The 19,358-nt window shown below is 44.6% G+C and carries 18 protein-coding genes; 14 read left to right on the top strand and 4 right to left on the bottom strand.

All coding sequences use genetic code 11. From position 1 onward, the window contains the following. Positions 1–628 precede the first annotated feature (628 nt). The 9 genes from R7E38_RS04475 (at position 629) to luxS (ending at position 11,181) form a co-directional block, all read left to right on the top strand. Positions 629–886, top strand: coding sequence for an oxaloacetate decarboxylase subunit gamma (locus R7E38_RS04475; RefSeq protein ID WP_005379932.1), 258 nt, complete (start codon positions 629–631; stop codon positions 884–886). 31 nt (positions 887–917) lie between these two features. After that, positions 918–2,702, top strand: coding sequence for a sodium-extruding oxaloacetate decarboxylase subunit alpha (oadA, locus tag R7E38_RS04480; RefSeq protein WP_225474072.1), 1,785 nt, complete (start codon positions 918–920; stop codon positions 2,700–2,702). 9 nt (positions 2,703–2,711) lie between these two features. Beyond that, positions 2,712–3,842: a sodium ion-translocating decarboxylase subunit beta gene (locus tag R7E38_RS04485; RefSeq protein WP_005379935.1), complete on the top strand. Its 1,131-nt coding sequence runs from the start codon at positions 2,712–2,714 to the stop codon at positions 3,840–3,842. A gap of 123 nt (positions 3,843–3,965) precedes the next feature. Then, entirely contained in the window at positions 3,966–4,916 is a 951-nt protein-coding gene (locus R7E38_RS04490) for an NADP-dependent oxidoreductase (protein WP_226083671.1), read from the top strand. Then, a complete protein-coding gene (locus tag R7E38_RS04495; protein WP_005379938.1) occupies positions 4,910–5,371 on the top strand; it encodes a YqaA family protein in 462 nt (153 codons plus the stop codon). Before R7E38_RS04490 ends, R7E38_RS04495 begins: the two co-directional genes overlap by 7 nt. A 9-nt stretch (positions 5,372–5,380) precedes the next feature. Beyond that, positions 5,381–8,224 (top strand): M16 family metallopeptidase, encoded by a 2,844-nt coding sequence (locus R7E38_RS04500; RefSeq protein ID WP_054579071.1) that lies wholly within the window; start codon positions 5,381–5,383, stop codon positions 8,222–8,224. A 156-nt stretch (positions 8,225–8,380) separates the two neighbouring features. Beyond that, positions 8,381–9,949, top strand: a complete 1,569-nt coding sequence (gshA, locus tag R7E38_RS04505; protein WP_182038259.1) for a glutamate--cysteine ligase — start codon at positions 8,381–8,383, stop codon at positions 9,947–9,949. A gap of 23 nt (positions 9,950–9,972) precedes the next feature. Beyond that, the gene (locus R7E38_RS04510) at positions 9,973–10,578 is read left to right on the top strand and encodes a hypothetical protein (protein ID WP_318081685.1); all 606 of its coding nucleotides are present in this window, start codon (positions 9,973–9,975) and stop codon (positions 10,576–10,578) included. An 84-nt stretch (positions 10,579–10,662) separates the two neighbouring features. Then, positions 10,663–11,181, top strand: a complete 519-nt coding sequence (gene luxS / locus R7E38_RS04515; RefSeq protein WP_005379945.1) for an S-ribosylhomocysteine lyase — start codon at positions 10,663–10,665, stop codon at positions 11,179–11,181. Positions 11,182–11,248: 67 nt separating this feature from the next. Here luxS and R7E38_RS04520 read toward each other — a convergent pair whose 3' ends face one another. Next, positions 11,249–12,529: an HlyC/CorC family transporter gene (locus tag R7E38_RS04520; RefSeq protein WP_005379948.1), complete on the bottom strand. Its 1,281-nt coding sequence runs from the start codon at positions 12,527–12,529 to the stop codon at positions 11,249–11,251. Between the two features lie 124 nt (positions 12,530–12,653). Then, complete coding sequence (locus R7E38_RS04525) at positions 12,654–13,448, bottom strand: inner membrane protein YpjD (protein WP_005379950.1); 795 nt, start codon at positions 13,446–13,448, stop codon at positions 12,654–12,656. Between the two features lie 224 nt (positions 13,449–13,672). Between R7E38_RS04525 and ffh the strand changes: the two genes are divergently transcribed. The 5 genes from ffh to rplS all read left to right on the top strand — a co-directional run bounded on the left by ffh (position 13,673) and on the right by rplS (position 17,275). Next, on the top strand, positions 13,673–15,055 hold the full coding sequence (gene ffh / locus R7E38_RS04530) for a signal recognition particle protein (RefSeq protein WP_158174155.1): 1,383 nt from the start codon (positions 13,673–13,675) through the stop codon (positions 15,053–15,055). Positions 15,056–15,264: 209 nt separating this feature from the next. Next, positions 15,265–15,513: a 30S ribosomal protein S16 gene (gene rpsP, locus R7E38_RS04535; protein WP_005379962.1), complete on the top strand. Its 249-nt coding sequence runs from the start codon at positions 15,265–15,267 to the stop codon at positions 15,511–15,513. Between the two features lie 29 nt (positions 15,514–15,542). Next, positions 15,543–16,091 carry a ribosome maturation factor RimM gene (gene rimM, locus R7E38_RS04540; protein ID WP_005379964.1) on the top strand — a complete coding sequence of 183 codons (549 nt, stop codon included), beginning with the start codon at positions 15,543–15,545 and terminating at the stop codon, positions 16,089–16,091. Positions 16,092–16,118: 27 nt separating this feature from the next. Then, on the top strand, positions 16,119–16,880 hold the full coding sequence (gene trmD, locus R7E38_RS04545; RefSeq protein WP_005385420.1) for a tRNA (guanosine(37)-N1)-methyltransferase TrmD: 762 nt from the start codon (positions 16,119–16,121) through the stop codon (positions 16,878–16,880). A 41-nt stretch (positions 16,881–16,921) separates the two neighbouring features. Then, positions 16,922–17,275 carry a 50S ribosomal protein L19 gene (gene rplS, locus R7E38_RS04550; RefSeq protein WP_005379971.1) on the top strand — a complete coding sequence of 118 codons (354 nt, stop codon included), beginning with the start codon at positions 16,922–16,924 and terminating at the stop codon, positions 17,273–17,275. Positions 17,276–18,254: 979 nt separating this feature from the next. On the opposite strand, the gene yacG is transcribed toward rplS, so the two are convergent. Continuing rightward, on the bottom strand, positions 18,255–18,449 hold the full coding sequence (gene yacG, locus R7E38_RS04555) for a DNA gyrase inhibitor YacG (protein WP_017635922.1): 195 nt from the start codon (positions 18,447–18,449) through the stop codon (positions 18,255–18,257). 158 nt (positions 18,450–18,607) lie between these two features. Then, complete coding sequence (gene zapD, locus R7E38_RS04560) at positions 18,608–19,348, bottom strand: cell division protein ZapD (RefSeq protein ID WP_005373086.1); 741 nt, start codon at positions 19,346–19,348, stop codon at positions 18,608–18,610. Between the last annotated feature and the right edge of the window lie 10 nt (positions 19,349–19,358).

Genomic DNA, 19,358 nt, shown 5'->3' on the forward strand with positions numbered 1-19,358 from the left:
GTCCTTAGCTCAGCTGGATAGAGTACCTGGCTACGAACCAGGCGGTCGGAGGTTCGAATCCTCCAGGACGCGCCACTCATTGAAACAGCCTCGCAATTGCGAGGCTTTTTTGTATCTAGACATCTGAAATATGGCGTAGGATCACTAGAGCCTATGTTCCTCTTTTTTAAAAGCGAATATGTGCGTATCTAAGCAATTTGCTATCAAGCTTCTGTCGCATCGTGTGAAATCATCCTGATTATCCCTCCTATACACTGACTTCCATTTTTCATTTCAATCACTCTCATGTAGTCACTTTGTTTGTTATTTGTTTATTTATTGTTAATCTTGTTCATCTTTTTGTTTTTGTTGGTTTTTACTGCGTGAGTCCCGATTTGATTTTGAAATCTAAATCGCAGTTTTTATTTATGTCCTCCTTTACTCTGTTCGTAAGGTGATAGCGATTTGAAGTGATTATTTTGTCATGAACTGTGATCTGGGTAGTGAATAAATAATCATTTATCAGGATTACTACAAACCTTCCTTAAACAAAATTGACAAAATTTAACCAATCGAGATAATCCATGGGTCGGGATTTGACACTATTAAAGTCCTGCACGTTGTCAGGATGACAAAGAAAGGAAGCAACATGACTAATATAGGAAGCCTGCTAGTAGATGCGGCCACCCTGATGCTAACGGGGATGGCGGTCGTATTTATTTTCCTCACTATTCTTGTTTATCTCGTTCGGTTAATGTCGAAATTGGTACCAGAAGAAGTACCAGAGCCGATCGCAGCACCAAAAACAAACACTAATATTCAATCAACCTCTTCAGCTGTTAGTCCACAAGTAGTGGCGGCGATCTCGGCTGCGATTCATAAACATCGCGCCTCATTCGCGAAGTAGCCGAACTAGGATTAAAAAGGAGTTTAAGAGCATGTCTAAACCACTAGCTATTACTGATGTGGTCCTTCGTGATGCCCATCAATCACTATTTGCTACGCGTATGCGTATTGAGGATATGCTGCCTATCGCAGCTGAGTTGGATAAGGTTGGTTACTGGTCTCTAGAGACTTGGGGGGGTGCAACATTTGATTCTTGTATTCGATTCTTAGGGGAAGACCCTTGGGAGCGTTTACGTGAACTAAAAAAAGCGATGCCTAATACACCAATGCAAATGCTACTGCGTGGTCAAAACCTTTTAGGATACCGCCATTATGCCGACGACGTAGTAGAGAAGTTTGTTGAACGCGCGCATGCTAACGGCATGGATGTATTCCGTATTTTTGATGCAATGAATGACGTGCGAAACTTCCAGAAAGCCGTTAAAGCAACGGTTGATGTTGGTGCGCATGCTCAAGGTACGTTGTCTTACACAACGAGCCCAGTGCATAACGCAGACACTTGGGTTGACTTGGCAAAACGCCTAGAGGATTTAGGTTGTCACTCGCTGTGTATTAAAGATATGTCTGGCTTACTTAAGCCTTATGAAGCGGAAGAGCTTATCACGCGTATCAAAGCGTCTTGTGATGTGCCATTGGCACTTCATTGTCATGCCACAACGGGGCTGTCTACAGCAACAGCGGTAAAAGCAGTAGAAGCCGGTATTGATATTCTCGATACTGCGATTTCTTCAATGAGTTGTACTTACGGTCATACACCGACTGAAACGGTAGTCGCTATGCTAGAAGGCACCGAGCGAGATACCAATTTGAAACTCGAGCAACTGGAACCTATCGCCGCATATTTCCGTGAGGTACGTAAGAAGTATGCGAAGTGGGAAGGCCAGTTAAAAGGAGTCGATTCACGCATCCTGATTGCTCAAGTGCCTGGTGGTATGCTGACCAATATGGAAGGCCAGTTGAAAGAGCAGGGCGCTGCGGATCGCATTGATGAAGTATTAGAAGAGATCCCTCGTGTACGTGAAGATCTTGGTTTCATTCCATTGGTGACTCCAACTTCACAGATCGTCGGTACGCAAGCGGTGATTAACGTTCTTACTGGCGAGCGCTATAAGAGTATTACCAAGGAAACCGCTGGTCTATTGAAAGGTGAGTACGGTCAAGCGCCAGCCGAGTTAAATGCAGAACTGCAAGCGAAAGTGCTTGATGGTAAAGAGCCAATTACCTGTCGTCCTGCCGATTTACTTGAGCCTGAAATGGAGACGCTTACGGTTGATCTGATGGAGAAAGCGAAATCAGAAGGCATTAAGCTAGCAAGTGAGCGTGTTGATGACGTACTCACTTATGCACTTTTCCCTCAAGTTGGGCTTAAGTTCCTTAAGAATCGTGAAAACCCAGAAGCATTTGAGCCTGCACCAACGCTAGAAGCTGCAAAGCCTGCTGTACCTGCGGCTCAACCAGCAACTGGCGGTGTAGAAACTTATAGTGTACGTGTTGACGGGCAGGTGTATGAGGTGGAAGTTGGTCCTAAAGGTGAACTGACATCTGTTGCTCCTTCTAATGCACCGGCAAAATCGGCTACACCTAGCACACCTTCTAATGCTTCAGCTGAAGCGGTGCCTGCTCCTCTTGCAGGTAACATCTTCAAAGTGAATGTTCAGCCTGGTGCTGAGGTAGCTGAAGGCGATGTATTGCTCATCCTTGAAGCGATGAAAATGGAAACTGAAGTACGAGCGGCGCGTGGTGGTGTGGTTCAAGAGCTGAACGTTAAAGAAGGCGATGCTGTCACAGTAGGTGCGCCTCTGTTGAGCCTGGCGTAAGGGAGTATCATGGACGGATTGTTAACCCTTTGGGCAGAAACAGGGATCGCTAACTTCGAGTTCGGCCAAATCTGTATGATGCTGGTTGGTTGTACCTTGCTGTTTTTGGCAATTAAAAAAGGATTTGAACCTTTACTGTTATTGCCGATTGGTTTCGGTGCTATTTTGGCGAATATTCCAAATGCTGGCTTTACTGAGCCTGGTGGCTTGCTCTACTACGTTTACTACATTGGGATTGAATCGGGTGTGTTCCCGCTATTGATCTTCATGGGTGTGGGCGCGATGACTGACTTTGGTGCTTTGATCGCAAACCCAAAAACGTTGTGGTTAGGTGCGGCTGCGCAGTTTGGTATTTTTGCAACACTGTTTGGCGCTATTTTGCTCAACTATGTACCTGGCATGGAGTTCTCCATGGCAGATGCTTCGTCTATCGCGATCATCGGTGGTGCTGATGGGCCAACAGCGATTTTCTTAGCGAGTAAGCTCTCTCCAGATCTGCTAGGTGCGATTGCAGTCGCGGCATACAGCTATATGGCATTGGTGCCGATCATCCAGCCACCAATCATGAAAGCACTGACAACCAAGGAAGAGCGTCAAATCAAGATGGCTCAGCTTCGTCATGTTGGTAAATGGGAGAAAGTCATCTTCCCGCTTGCTGTATTACTGATGACGATTCTGTTCTTACCTTCAGCTACGCCATTGGTTGGTATGTTCTGTTTGGGTAACTTGATGCGTGAAGCTGGTGTGGTCGATCGTTTATCGAAAACTGCTCAAAATGAATTGATCAACATAGTGACTATCTTTTTAGGTCTTGGTGTTGGTTCTAAGCTGCAAGCTGAGCAGTTCTTGAACCTAGAAACGTTAGGTATCTTGGGGTTAGGCGCAGTTGCATTTAGTATCGGTACTGGTGCGGGCGTCCTGATGGCGAAACTGCTTAACAAGTTCTCGAAAGAAGACATCAACCCACTTATTGGTGCGGCTGGTGTTTCTGCGGTACCAATGGCCGCGCGAGTCGTAAACAAAGTTGGTTTACAAGCTAACCCGCAAAACTTTTTGTTAATGCATGCGATGGGACCAAACGTTGCTGGTGTGCTGGGTTCAGCCGTTGCGGCTGGTATATTGTTAGCACTTGTTGGTTAGACATTATTGAAAATGGAATGATCAACCAATTTACAAAATCACGATTAACTTAGGTTAACAAAATGGTTTATAGTCAAAGGGATGCTTTCGCATCCCTTTTTGTTTTCTTGCAGGGAATGGTTTATGGAACACAAACAGATCGTTATCACTGAGTTTGGTGATGCCAACGTACTCGCGATTCAACATGCTTCTACACCATCACCACAGCCTGGTGAAGTCTTAGTAAAAGTCGCTTTTTCAGGCGTAAATCCTATTGATGTCAAAACTCGAGCTGGGCTCAGTTGGGCAGCAGCGCAGAATAAGGATAATTTACCTTGGGTGCCAGGTTACGACATCTCAGGAAAAGTGATGTCTTGTGGAGAGGGGGCATCACGTTTTAATGAAGGTGATGAGGTGGCTGGATTTATTGGTTTCCCAGTTCGAGGCGGTGGTTACAGTCAATACATATGTGTTCCAGAAACTGAGTTAAGTCATGTTCCTAGCTCTGTCACTTTAGAGGCAGCTGCTGCATTACCGTTGGCGGGACAAACTGCGGCACAAGCTCTCAGTAAGGCTAATGTGACGGAAAACGATCGCGTACTTATCCTCGCTGGAGCCGGTGGTGTTGGACACCTCGCGGTACAAATTGCGATCGCGACGAAAGCGGAAGTCTTTACAACCTGCAGTGAACGAAATTTAGATTACCTTGCGACGCTCGGTGCTCATGCAGTGAACTATCAATTTGCACCAGTGTCAGAACGTGTTGAAGATGTTGATGTTTTGATTGATTTAGTAGGCGGAGATGCTGCGTTAGATGCGCTTAAATGCCTGAAAGATAATGCGAGAGTCATCACCGTTCCAACCATAACTGCTGAGCTGATTTGTGAAAAAGCCAAACTCCTAGGCTTTGAGGCTAGTGGCATGTTGGTTGAACCAGACCCTGCGCAGTTAGATACCTTGTTGTACATGGTCGGCGTTGGCTTACTGAAGACTGAAATTCAACAGGTTTATCCTATGAGTGATGTCATTGGTGCTCACCAGCAGGTCGAATCAGGAAGAACCAGAGGCAAGGTGTTGCTTGATATGACATGCTAGAAGCATTTAACACGAGTTTTGAAAGTTTAGCGCTTTGGTTTTCAGATTCAGCATTATGGGTGCTTTTCATGACCGGTTTTCTCAGTGCCACGTTGTTGCCTGGTGGTTCTGAAGCGGGCTTAGTTGCCACTCTCTCATTAAATCAATACTCCGTTTCTTCAATTGTTATGGTCGCTACTATCGGTAATACGCTTGGTGGCTTAACAAATTATTGGCTTGGCTTGTGGATTCCCAACAAAGCACAAGAGGAAAAGCACGGTCATACCGCATTAAAGTGGCTCTCTAAGTATGGCTATTGGGGGTTATTTTTTAGCTGGTTACCTGTAATAGGAGACCCGCTGTGTTTAGCCGCAGGGTGGCTAAGAATGAAGTTTCTGCCTTGCGTGATTTTAATATTTTTAGGAAAGGCTGCTAGGTATAGCTTACTTGCGGCCATCTATCTCGGATTATTTTAAGGAAAGTACATGAAGATGTTTTGGGTTGGCGCGTGTTCACTGTTGGTGATCACGGGCTGTGCATCAAATACGCCAGTTTCATCACTGCCGAAAGGGGTAACTTTCGTTGAGTCATCGAAAGCTGAAGAAGGCAAAGTTAAGATTCCATACCAAAAGTATAAACTCGATAATGGTTTAACGGTGATCTTAGCTCCTGAAGATTCTGACCCATTGGTCCATGTGGATGTGACTTACCATGTTGGTTCGGCTCGTGAAGAAGTGGGTAAGTCTGGTTTTGCGCATTTCTTTGAGCACATGATGTTCCAAGGTTCAGAGAACGTTGGTGACCAAGAGCACTTCAAAATCATCACGGAGGCTGGCGGCACATTAAATGGTACTACAAACCGCGATCGTACTAACTACTTTGAAACTGTCCCTGCTAACCAGCTCGAGAAAATGCTGTGGTTAGAGTCTGACCGTATGGGCTTTTTGTTGGATGCGGTTTCTCAACGCAAATTTGAAATTCAGCGTTCGACTGTAAAAAATGAGCGAGCTCAGCGTTACGATAATCGTCCTTATGGCTTAATTTGGGAGCGCATGTCCGAAGCGCTATATCCTGAAGGTCATCCGTATTCGTGGCAAACCATTGGTTATGTTGAAGATCTTGATCGTGTTGATGTGAACGACCTCAAAGCGTTTTTCTTGCGTTGGTATGGCCCAAACAATGCGACTATCACGATCGGTGGTGACTTAGACGTTGAACAAACTCTAGAGTGGGTAAATAAGTACTTCGGTTCGATTCCTCGTGGTCCTGAGGTTGAAAATGCGCCGAAACAACCTGCAAAACTGCAAGAAGATAAATACATCACTCTAGAAGATCGTATTCAACAACCTATGGTGATGATCGCGTGGCCAACAACCTACAATGGCGAAGAAAGCCAAGCGTCTCTCGATACATTATCAGAAGTATTGGGTGGCGGTACCAACAGCGTGCTCTATCAAGACCTAGTGAAGACTCAAAAAGCGGTCGATGCTGGTTCATTCCATGATTGTGCTGAACTGGCGTGTAACTTTTACGTTTACGCAATGGGTGATTCTGGAGACAAAGGCGACCTATCAAAACTGTACGACGAGCTTTTACAATCACTGAATCAGTTTGCGGAAAAAGGCGTGACAAAAGATCGCCTTGAGCAGTTGAAGGGTAAAGCGGAAGCGGATGCTATTTTTGCGCTAGAAAGCGTTAAAGGTAAAGTGACTCAGTTGGCTTCCAACGAGACATTTTTCGGCGATCCTGATCGTCTTGAGCAACAGCTTGAACAAATCCGTGCAGTTACGCCGACTTCGGTAGAAAAAGCGTATACGGACTTTATCCAAGGTAAGAACAAAGTGACCCTAAGCGTGGTCCCAAAAGGAAAAACAGACCTTGTCGTAAAACCTGCGACCTTTGTGACACCAAAGCGTACGCTGCCAGAATATGAGAAGATTTCCGATGACCAATTGGCGTATCGTCGTGCGACCGATAACTTCGATCGCTCAGTGCAACCGCCAGTAGGAGAACCAGTGAAAGCGACGATGCCAGAGCTGTACGAGTTACATTTCAAGAATGGCTCAGAGCTGCTTGGTGCAGTTAGCGATGAAACGCCGACGGTGATGATGCAATTTAGTTTACCTGCAGGGACACGTTTTGTTGAAAAGGGTAAAGAAGGTCTTGCCCAATTGACCGCTGCGATGTTGCAAGAAGGTACAACGAAACGCAGTGTCGAAGAGATTCAAGCTGAGCTTGATAAACTAGGTAGTGTTATCTCTGTTAATGCCACAGGTTATACAACAAACATCAGTGTTTCTGCTCTAGAAAAGAACTTAGAGCCGACGTTAAAAATTGTCGAAGAGATGTTGCTGTCTCCTGCATTTAATCAAGATGATTTCGAGCGTGTAAAAATGCAAGCGCTAGAAGGCCTGGTATATGAGCACCAAAATCCAAGTTGGATGGCGTCACAAGCGAGTCGTCAGGTGCTCTATGGGGATTCGGTTTTTGCTCGACCAAAAGACGGCACGCAAGCAGGTGTCAGTGCATTAACGTTGGATGATGTCCGTGAATTCTATTCGAAGCATTACACGCCACAAAGTGCGCAAATCGTCGTTGTTGGTGACATCAATAAACAGGAAATTGAGCAGCAACTGACGTTCTGGAAAAACTGGCAAGATGAAGCTGCGCCATTGTATGCACCGCAAAGCATTGCTGCATTAGGTGAGCAAAAGATCCATCTTGTTGATAAACCAGGAGCGCCGCAAAGTGTGGTCATGATGGTTCGTCAAGGTATGCCTTACGACGCAACGGGCGATTTTTACCTAAGCCAACTGGCAAACTTCAACTTAGCTGGGAACTTCAATAGCCGCATTAACCAAAATCTACGTGAAGACAAGGGTTACACATACGGTGCTTACGGCTACTTCTCTGGTAATCCAGAAACAGGCTCGGTGGTTTTCACCGCGCAAGTACGAGCGGATGCAACGGTTGCTTCGATCATTGAGATGGAAAATGAGCTAAATGAATACTCGCAGTCAGGTATTACTGATGAAGAGATGAAATTTATGCGTCAAGCGGTCGGTCAAAAAGATGCACTGAAATATGAAACGCCAACACAAAAAGCGGAGCTCATCAGTGATATTCTTAAGTACAACCTCGATCATGATTACTTGCAGCAAAGAAACGCTATCGTAGAAAAAGTCGATAAGCAGACGTTGAATGCGCTGGCTCAGAAATGGTTTGATCCAAATGACTATCAAATTATCGTCGTTGGTGATGCTAAATCGTTGCGTCCTCAATTAGAAAAGTTGGGGAAAGACGTAGAAGAGCTTGAAATCATTCGATAGAGTACACATTTAATAGCGGAGAAACGTTTCTCCGCTATTCATCTAGATAAGCAACTTTTCGTGGGTTATTTATCTAGATGCATTAACTATCAATAACTTAGCTTACACTTGTGTTATGTAACAAGTGTCCTGCTCCCAATATAAGCGAACCTCATTTTGACTGATTTTGCTGCGCGACTAAAAAAAGTTGCATCAAACCCCGAAGTATTTAAGCAGTTTGGACGCGGTGTTGAGCGAGAAACTTTGCGCTATCGTCAGGATGGACATCTAGCTACAACTCCTCATCCTGAAGGGTTAGGCTCTGCGTTCACAAATCAATGGATCACAACGGATTTTTCGGAATCATTGTTAGAGTTCATTACGCCTGTGTCACATGAAATTCCAGAACTGATGGCACAGCTGAAAGATATCCATCATTTCACTCAAACCAAAATGGGTGAAGAGAAAATGTGGCCACTATCAATGCCTTGCTACGTGGGCTCAGAGGATGATATTCAGTTAGCCCAGTATGGCTCTTCGAATGCAGCGAAAATGAAAACGCTGTACCGAGAAGGCCTAAAGCGTCGCTATGGCAGCCTGATGCAAATTATTTCAGGTGTCCATTTTAACTTCTCGTTTCCTGAAACATTTTGGGATGCGCTCTATGGCGAGCAAGATGAACAAGCCCGCCAAGATGCTAAGTCTGATGCGTACTTTGCGTTGATCCGTAATTACTACCGCTTTGGCTGGATGATTCCCTACTTCTTTGGTGCATCACCAGCGTTATGTGGCTCTTTTATTCAAGGTCGTGAAACCGATCTGCCATTCGAGAAGATTGGCGGGACATTATATTTGCCGAAGTCGACGTCTTTGCGTTTGAGCGATCTTGGCTATACCAATAGTGCGCAAAGTGTGCTGAAAATTGGTTTTAACAGCATTGACCAATACCTCGATGGTTTGAGTGATGCGATTCGCCACCCATCAGAAGAGTTTGCGAAAATTGGGGTAAAAGTGGATGGTGAATACCGCCAGCTTAATTCCAATATCTTACAAATTGAGAATGAACTGTACGCTCCGATTCGTCCAAAACGTGTATCGAAAAGTGGTGAGAAGCCTTCAGATGCGTTACGACGCGGTGGTGTCGAATACATTGAAGTTCGTTCTCTAGATGTTAACCCATTCAGCGCAGTGGGCTTAAATGAAGAGCAAGTACGATTCTTGGATCTCTTCCTTACCTGGGCGGCCTTGTCAGACTCAGACCCTATGGATAACTGTGAATTAGAGTGTTGGCGCGATAACTGGAATAAAGTCATTGTTTCTGGCCGTGAACAAGGTCTAATGCTGCAAATTGGTTGTCAAGGTGAACGTCTATCTCTACAAGATTGGGCACACCGAGTTTTCGTCGAGTTACGTCAAATAGCACAGCAAATGGATATGACCGCTGGTGGCAGTGCATACCAAGATGTGTGTAATCAACTCGAGACATGGATTGATAACCCAGAACTAACGATCTCTGGTCAACTATTAGAGCTAACGAAAGAGCTGGGTGGGCTAGGTAAAGTTGGTTGTACTCTTGGTATGAAGTACCGTGATGAAAACCTAGCTCACGGTTATCAGTACTACTCACAAGATACGATGGAAACGGAAGTAGCGTCGTCCGTGGAAAAACAAAAGCAAGCAGAGCAGAGTGACACGCTTTCTTTTGATGATTTTTTGGAAGATTACTTTGCTTACCTGAAGCAGTAATGACTAACTAAGGATTGGTGCGGTTGAACATTAAGTCGTCAGTAGTAGCGGTACTTGGAAGCGTGCTACTTGCAGGTTGTGCTACGGCACCGCCAAAGCAGCAGAATAACTTATGCGAGATATTCCGAGAGAAATCCGGTTGGTACGATGATGCCAAAGATATGGAAGATGAATGGGGGACCCCTATTCATGTCGCTATGGCCATCATTAAACAAGAAAGCAGCTTTCGGCACGATGCAAAACCACCTAAAGATTATTTGCTAGGGTTTATTCCTTGGGGACGAGTTAGCAGTGCGTATGGTTACGCTCAAGCTCAAGACCCTGCTTGGGAAGACTTCCAAGATGCCACAGGTCAGGGTGGCTCTCGTACCAACTTCGATGATTCTATGATGTTTGTCGGTTGGTATACTCATGAAACACGGCGTCAGCTAGGGATTTCATTATGGGATCCCTATAACCAGTATCTGGCTTATCATGAAGGGCGAGGTGGGTATAAGCGAGGTACTTATAATCGAAAGCCTAGTTTAATCAAAGTCGCTCGACGTGTTGAACAAACAGCGAAAACTTATGGCTGGCAGCTGAAGCGATGTCGTCAGGAATTAGAAGACAACAGCAGCTGGTTCTTTTAGCCCACAGTCAGTTCATGTGCTGTAGGGATGAATGACATTTATCCATTACCGAAAGGTACTGGAGTTACAATCAGGAGAGATGTAATGCCTTTACTCGATAGTTTTACCGTGGACCACACTCGTATGAATGCACCCGCTGTACGAGTGGCGAAAACCATGCAGACCCCAAAAGGGGATACGATTACTGTTTTCGACTTACGCTTTACTGCGCCAAACAAAGACATTCTTTCTGAAAAAGGTATTCACACCCTAGAGCACCTTTATGCAGGCTTTATGCGTAATCACCTAAACGATGATTCTGTTGAGATCATCGATATTTCGCCTATGGGTTGCCGCACAGGTTTTTACATGAGCCTGATTGGCACACCATCAGAGCAGCAAGTCGCAGATGCTTGGATTGCAGCAATGGAAGATGTGCTGAAGGTAGAAAGTCAGAATAAGATCCCTGAACTTAACGAATACCAATGCGGCACGGCAGCAATGCACTCTTTAAAAGAAGCACAACAGATCGCAAAGAACATTTTGGATGCTGGTGTTTCGGTGAACAAAAATGATGAACTTGCTTTGCCTGAGTCGATGTTAAAAGAGTTGCGCATCGACTAGGTGCTCATTAAGAAGCATATTGCCCCAATAAGTAAAAAGCCTGACATGAGTCAGGCTTTTCTTTTGGTTATTTGGATGTCGATTTTTTCTTCTTCGGATAAACACGAACGAGCTTGATTCGGTTCTCTTCAATCTCAACAAGTTCCATTGGGTGACCCGCTACTCTCACGCTTAAATGGCTCTCTGGAATATCTTCCAGGTGCTCCAAAATAAGACCGTTTAACGTTCTTGGGCCATCCGTTGGTAAATCCCATTTCAGGCCTTTGTTAATATCTCGAATATTGGTGCTGCCTTCAATAAGAAAGCTTCCGTCACCTTGAGGACTGATTTCATCAGAGAGGCTTGGAGAAATTGACGTCGTGAACTCACCAATGATCTCTTCCAGAATATCTTCAAGAGTGATTAGACCGATGATATCACCGTACTCATCCACGATCAGACCGATACGTTGCTTGTTGCGTTGGAATTTCAACATTTGCACGTTCAGTGGTGTGCCTTCTGGGATGTAATAGACCTCATCAGCAGCACGTAATAGCGTTTCTTTGTTGAATTCGTTCTTTTCCAACATCAGACGATAAGCTTCACGCAAGCGCAGCATGCCAACCACTTCATCAATTTGGTCACGATAGAAAACTATGCGTCCATGTGGTGAGTGTGTTAGCTGGCGAACAATGGATTTCCAGTCGTCGTTAATATCAATACCGGTAATTTCATTGCGTGGGACCATAATGTCGTTCACGGTGACGTGCTCAAGATCTAAAATAGACACTAGCATGTCTTGGTGTCGGCGAGGGATCAAACCGCCAGCTTCATTTACCACCGTACGCAGCTCATCGGAGCTAAGATGATCTTCTGCTGAGTGATCCGCTCTTACACCAAGTAAGCGGATAAAGCCATTCGTAATAAAGTTAACAAGCATCACTAAAGGCGACAGTAACTTCATCAGTATGGTCAATAATATACTGCTCGCGTAGGACACACGTTCAGGGTAAAGCGCTGCAATTGTTTTAGGGGTAACCTCGGCAAAAACCAATACAACCATAGTTAGTGCACCGGTTGCGATAGCGACACCTAAATCACCATACAAACGCATACCAATAATGGTCGCGATCGCGGACGCGAGAATATTAACGAGGTTGTTGCCGATAAGAATAAGACCAATCAAACGATCTGGACGGTCTAATAGTCTTTCGACTCGCTTAGCACCCTTATGCCCGTTTTTGGCTAAGTGTTTTAAGCGATAACGATTCAGAGACATCATCCCTGTTTCTGAACCGGAAAAGTAACCTGATATGACGATAAGACACGCGAGTAGCGCAAACAAGATACCCGTAGAGATGTCGTCCAAAACGTTGCTGTTCCTTGTAAGTATTGGGTTATATAACGGTTGAGTAAGTCCGTTAAGTCAAAGAGTTAAGGCGTACTGTATTTTATCTAGCCTAAAATATAAAGGATAGGAGCCCTAGAGCTCCTTAATTCAAGATGATTTCTTTTACAAAGCGACTGCCAAAATATGCCAGAGTTAACAGTGTTGCTCCTGCAACAGCGAACCATGTGACTTTTCTACCACGCCAGCCTTTTTGATAGTGACCCCAAAGTAGTATTGAGTACACCACCCAAGCGATGAAAGAAAGAATGCCCTTATGCGCCTTACCTTGGGCAAACATATCCTGCACAAAGACAAAGCCAGTAATGAGCGTGGCAGTTAACAATAAGTTACCGATCAAAATAATTTTGAAGAGTTGACGCTCCACCATTAATAGAGGCGGCAGGTTTGGGTTAATCGCCAAAGATTTTTTTGCTTTCAGTTTGTGATCCAGCCAAGCCAACTGAAGCGCATAGAGTGCCCCGATAGTTAAAGTCGCGTATGAGAAGAGCGCAAATGAAATATGAATGAGTAGCTTAGGGTCATTCTCTAGGTGCTTTATAAACGTGCTTGGCAAAAATGTGGCAGCAGATAAATTGATGGCAGCAAAGCTATAAACGACTGGCAATAAAAACCACAGTCGGTTTTTCAACATAGCAAGGCTCATGACCAGAGAAATAATAAAACTGATCAAAGAAGCCACGTTGAGAATACTCAGGTTTTGACCTGAACCATCAAAGATCAGATCACTCAAAATCCACGCATGAAAAACAAGCGCACAGGCAGCACTAGCAAACACTGTTTTTGCTTTGATTCCTGACTGTTGTGAGAGTCCGGGTATGATGGTCGCAATCGCCAAGACATAAAGTATGGCGGCCGCGATGGCTATTAAGCTATCCATGAATCCTAAATATTATTGTGCACGATGGAGAAATTATACCTTGCATTACACTTTGGGGCTACGTTATATCCGACATCAATCGTGAGAGATGAGATATTGAAATTAATAAGTTACCGCACCATATATAAATAGAGACAAGAATAGGACAGCGGTACGGGTATGACTCAGACCTTGGCTAATGTATACTCACACTAATTAATCGCCATTTTAGCGAAGAGACAAAGATGTTTGAGAATTTAACGGATCGATTATCCAAAACGCTGAAAAATATCAGCGGTAAAGGTCGTCTGACCGAAGACAACATTAAAGAAACCCTACGTGAAGTCCGAATGGCTCTACTTGAAGCTGACGTTGCGCTTCCGGTCGTTCGTGAATTTGTGAACCGCGTTAAAGAAAAAGCGGTGGGCGTAGAAGTTTCTAAATCTCTGACTCCAGGTCAGGAATTTATCAAGATCGTTCAAACAGAACTTGAAGCCGTAATGGGTGAGTCGAATGAGGCGCTAAACCTTGCTGCTCAACCACCTGCTGTGCTTCTTATGGCAGGTCTACAAGGTGCGGGTAAAACCACATCGGTAGGTAAGTTATCTAAGCTTCTAAAAGAACGTGACAAGAAGAAAGTTTTGGTTGTGTCTGCCGACGTTTACCGTCCTGCGGCAATCAAGCAGCTTGAAACACTGGCATCAGACATCGGTGTTGACTTCTTCCCATCATCACCAGACCAAAAGCCTATTGATATCGCCAATGCAGCGATTGACCATGCGAAGAAAAAATTCTACGACGTACTTATTGTCGATACCGCAGGTCGTTTGGCAATTGATGAAGAGATGATGGGGGAGATCAAAGATCTTCACTCAGCTATCAACCCAGTAGAAACGCTATTTGTTGTTGACGCCATGACGGGTCAAGACGCAGCAAATACAGCAAAAGCCTTTGGCGATGCGCTACCTCTTACCGGTGTAGTTCTAACTAAGGTTGATGGTGATGCTCGTGGTGGTGCGGCACTTTCAGTACGCCATGTCACGGGCAAACCAATCAAATTCTTGGGTGTCGGTGAAAAAACTGACGCGCTAGAACCGTTCCACCCAGATCGTGTTGCTTCACGTATTCTTGGCATGGGTGACGTTCTGTCTTTGATTGAAGACCTACAACGCAACGTTGACCAAGAAAAGGCAGAAAAGTTAGCGAAGAAGTTCAAAGAGAAGAAAGGTTTCGACCTTGAAGATTTCCGTGAACAGCTAGGCCAGATGCAAAACATGGGCGGCATGATGGGGATGATGGATAAGCTTCCAGGAATGTCCCAGCTACCAGACAATGTGAAAGATAAAGTCGATGACAAGATGTTCAAACAGATGGAAGCGATCATCAGCTCCATGACAATGAAAGAACGTCAACGCCCAGAAATTATCAAGGGCTCGCGCAAGAAGCGTATCGCGGCTGGTTCTGGTGTGCAGGTTCAAGATGTAAACCGCTTACTAAAACAGTTCACCCAAATGCAGAAAATGATGAAAAAGATGCAAAAAGGTGGCATGAAAGGCATGATGCGCAACATGCAAGGCATGATGGGCGGCATGGGTGGTGGCGGTGGCTTCAACCCATTTGGTCGTTAATTAATCGATCACGCATAGATTCAGGGTGTTAGGTACGTCACAAACTTTAAATTCAATTTATGTTGGTGAAAAAGTAACTAAACTCCTTGCATTGCTCCGGGAGAAGAGTAAAATTCCGGAGCTTTATTTTGGCACGAGACCCCAAACTGTTTAATTTCTTGAATGGTTTTTGGGGTTAATTTTATTTTTGAGAAAGCAAAGAGGACGACATGGTAACCATTCGTTTGGCACGTCACGGCGCTAAAAAGCGTCCATTTTATCAAATCGTAGTAGCGGACAGCCGCAACGCTGCAACTGGCCGTTTCATCGAGAAAGTTGGTTTCTTCAACCCAACTGCTAAAGGTCAAGAAGAAGGTCTACGTCTAGACCTAGACCGCGTTAACCACTGGGTTGGTCAAGGCGCGTCAGTATCTGACCGTGTTGCTAAGCTAGTTAAAGACGCTCAAAAAGCGGCTTAATTTTTTACTTGAAAAGTAGAAACTAGTTTATGTCGATGAAAGGTAAAGAAACAATGAGCAACGAAAAGATTGTTGTAGGCAAGTTTGGTGCTACTTACGGCATTCGTGGTTGGCTTAAGGTTTTTTCCTACACAGACAATGCTGAAAGCATTTTCGATTACAGCCCTTGGTACATTAACCAAAAGGGCAAGTGGGTTGAGTACAAAGTAGAAAGCTGGAAGCGCCATAACAAAGGTATGGTGGCTAAGCTGGAAGGCATGGATGTTCGTGAAGACGCGCATCTAATGACGAACTTTGAAATTGCTATTGACCCTGCGGTACTTCCTGAATTGTCAGAAGATGAGTTCTACTGGCGCGAATTGTTTGGGATGCAAGTTGTAACCACTAAAGGTTACGATCTAGGTGTCGTTACTGACATGCTAGAAACTGGCTCAAACGATGTTCTGGTTGTTAAAGCAAATCTTAAAGATGCTTTCGGGCAGAAGGAACGATTAATCCCGTTCCTTGAAGAGCAAGTGATCATTAATGTTGATCGCGAAGCTCAACGGATCGAAGTTGACTGGGATCCTGGATTCTAATCTCCAAAATTACAGAGCGAGATAAACATGTGGGTTGGCGTTATTAGCCTTTTTCCAGAAATGTTCCGTTCTGTTACTGATTTTGGAGTAACAGGTCAAGCGGTTAAAAAAGGTCTTTTGTCGATTGAGACTTGGAATCCTAGAGATTTCACTCACGACAAACATCGCACAGTCGATGACCGACCTTACGGTGGTGGCCCTGGTATGTTAATGATGGTTCAGCCTTTGCGCGATGCCATTCATACCGCGAAAGCAGCCTCACCGGGCAAGACGAAAGTCATCTACCTTTCTCCTCAAGGTCGCAAGCTCGACCAGAAAGGAGTGGAAGAACTGGCAACGAATGAGAACTTGCTTCTGATTTGTGGTCGTTATGAAGGGGTAGATGAGCGCATCATTCAATCTGAAGTCGACGAAGAATGGTCGATTGGTGATTTTGTGATGACGGGTGGTGAGATACCAGCCATGACGTTAATCGACTCTGTTTCTCGGTTTGTTCCGGGTGTACTAGGGGATTTCGCGTCAGCAGAAGAAGACTCTTTTGCAAATGGCTTGTTAGATTGCCCTCACTATACGCGTCCAGAAGTATTGGATGACAAAGAGGTACCAGCTGTACTGATGTCAGGCAATCACAAGGACATTCGTCAATGGCGACTCAAGCAGTCGTTGGGCCGTACTTGGCTAAGAAGACCAGAGCTCCTGGAAAACCTAGCTCTGACTGACGAACAGGAACAATTACTTGCTGAGTTTGTTAATGAGCATAAAGCCATTAAAGAACATAACGCAAAGTAACCTAATTTATTTAGTATCAGTTTATTCTAGGAATTTAAAAAATGAGTAACATCATCAAAGCTCTTGAAGAAGAGCAAATGAAATCAGACCTACCTAAATTTGCACCAGGTGACACTGTTGTAGTTCAAGTTAAGGTAAAAGAAGGTGACCGTGAGCGTCTACAGGCTTTCGAAGGCGTTGTAATCGCAATCCGTAACCGTGGTCTACACTCTGCTTTCACTGTACGTAAGATCTCTAACGGTGAAGGTGTTGAGCGTACGTTCCAAACACACTCTCCAATCGTTGATAGCATCGAAGTTAAACGCCGTGGTGCAGTACGTCGTGCCAAGTTGTACTACCTACGTGAGCGTTCTGGTAAGTCTGCTCGTATCAAAGAGAAACTTGCTAAGAAGTAATGCTATAACTAGCGTTCTCATCTTAAACGGAGTCCTTTTAGGGCTCCGTTTTTTTATTTGTGTAATTAGCTTGCTCGTTTCTTTTCACCCGACCTGAACTGTCGATGCTCATGCACTGATGTACACTCCACGCCTCTGCCTTGCTGTGAATAGATTCCTGATGTCGCTATGGCTCCTCGGAATGACGGGAAATGATGATCAAATATTACTGGGTACTGTGGTTAAAATTCGTCATTCTGGATAGCGACGAAGGACCGTGATTCAGAATCTACTAGTTGAGAATGTAAGTGTTTAAGTTGTTAGCTTCATCCTTATGTCGCTATGGCTCCTCGGAATGACGGGAAATGATGGCCAAAGATTACAGGGTACCGCGGTTAAAATTCGTCATTCTGGATAGCGACGAAGGAGCGTGATTCAGAATCTACTAGTTGAGAATGTAAGTGTTTAAGTTGTTAGCTTCATCCTTACTGTGAATAGATTCCTGATGTCGCTATGGCTCCTCGGAATGACGGGAAATGATGGCCAAAGATTACAGGGTACCGCGGTTAAAATTCGTCATTTTGAATAGCGACGGAGGAGCGTGATTCAGAATCTACTAGTCGAGCATGCAAGTGTTTACGTTGTTAGCTTCATCCTTGCTATGAGTAGATTCCTGATGCCGTTATGGCTCCTCGGAATGACAGGAAATGATGGTCAAAGATTATAGAGTACCGTGGTTAAAAGTCGTCATTCTGGATAGCGACGAAGGAGCGTGGTTAAAAATCTACTCGCTGAGAATGCTAGTGTTTCAGTTGTCTAACAGTATTCTTGCTATGAGTAGGTTCTTGATTTCGCTATGGCTCCTCTGAATGACGGGAATTGATAACCAAAGATTACAGGGTACCGTGGTTAAAATTCGTCTTTCTGGACAGCGACGAAGGAGCGTGATTCAGATTCCCCAAGAAGGAACCTAGGGTATTCCTTTACCCTAGGTCTCAATTTAATACTGGTCTTCAGACCAGCCATCACTATCGGACATATCGGGTGCGCCTGGGATGGTGTTTTCTTCATCTGCCCATTCACCAAAATCAATCATTTGACATTGTTTACTGCAGAAAGGGCGATGAGGACTTTGTTCTCCCCATTCTACGTCGGCGCCACATTGTGGACATTGAACGATGGTAACTTTAGACATAGTTGAGCGTCCCATTACTAATTGGTGTTAAAGGGTAGTATACCTAAACGAATTAAAGATGGCTTATTCAACGCGCTATTGCTGCTACGAAATTTTATCAAATATAAGCGCAATAAAGCGTTGAATTTTAGATTATGGAGGCGAGGCGTAGTGTCGTCTTAGCTGCACACAGCAAGTTCAAACTCAATATCTTGTGTGCACGCTTGGCCGTTTTCAAACGACATAAACTTGATCGCAAAGCGATTTTTATGGCCTGAAATCATAGGATACACGCCATATTCCATTGGGATGTGAAGTCTTAGAATGTTGGCTTCATCAGCGTCACTTTGGAAGAAACCTGCACGACCGATTTGAGCTTTGAAATGTCCGGTCTCTCTAGTGAGCTTTAACCATAACGAAAGCGCATCAGATAAGGGCTTTAAGCTTGCTTGCCACTGTTGTGCATCACGCTTTTTACGTTCAATAGGTAGATGAAGCCAGTAGTGTAATGCTGGCAGATCAAAACAGCATGAACCACCCGGTAGATTAAAGCGTTGGCGGATAGAGCTTAAGAAGCGATCTTCTTTTAGTGCTTGACCAAAACGCTCTGCACCCATCAGTTGGCTATGAACGACATCTATCTCTTGTAGTAGGGTATTTAATGCGTCTTGATCGACGCCATCAACATTGAGCCAATGGCGGTACGACAGCCGTTGCTTCTCTAAATCTTTGGCCAGTTCACTTTTCAGCTGGATCTGTTCGAAGATCTCAACCATATCGAATAACGCACGGAAAAACAGTTGGTACTGGTGATTTTCGCTAAACCCAGAGGCCAAGTGAGCCTGACGCAGCAGAGACTCCACTCTTAGATAAATACGAGTTTTCTCATTTAACGGATGTTCAAATTTGTGCGTGGTCATCGACATAAGC

Origin of the sequence: Vibrio sp. Vb2131, assembly GCF_033338535.1 — a bacterium.
GTDB classification, from domain to species: domain Bacteria; phylum Pseudomonadota; class Gammaproteobacteria; order Enterobacterales; family Vibrionaceae; genus Vibrio; species Vibrio alginolyticus.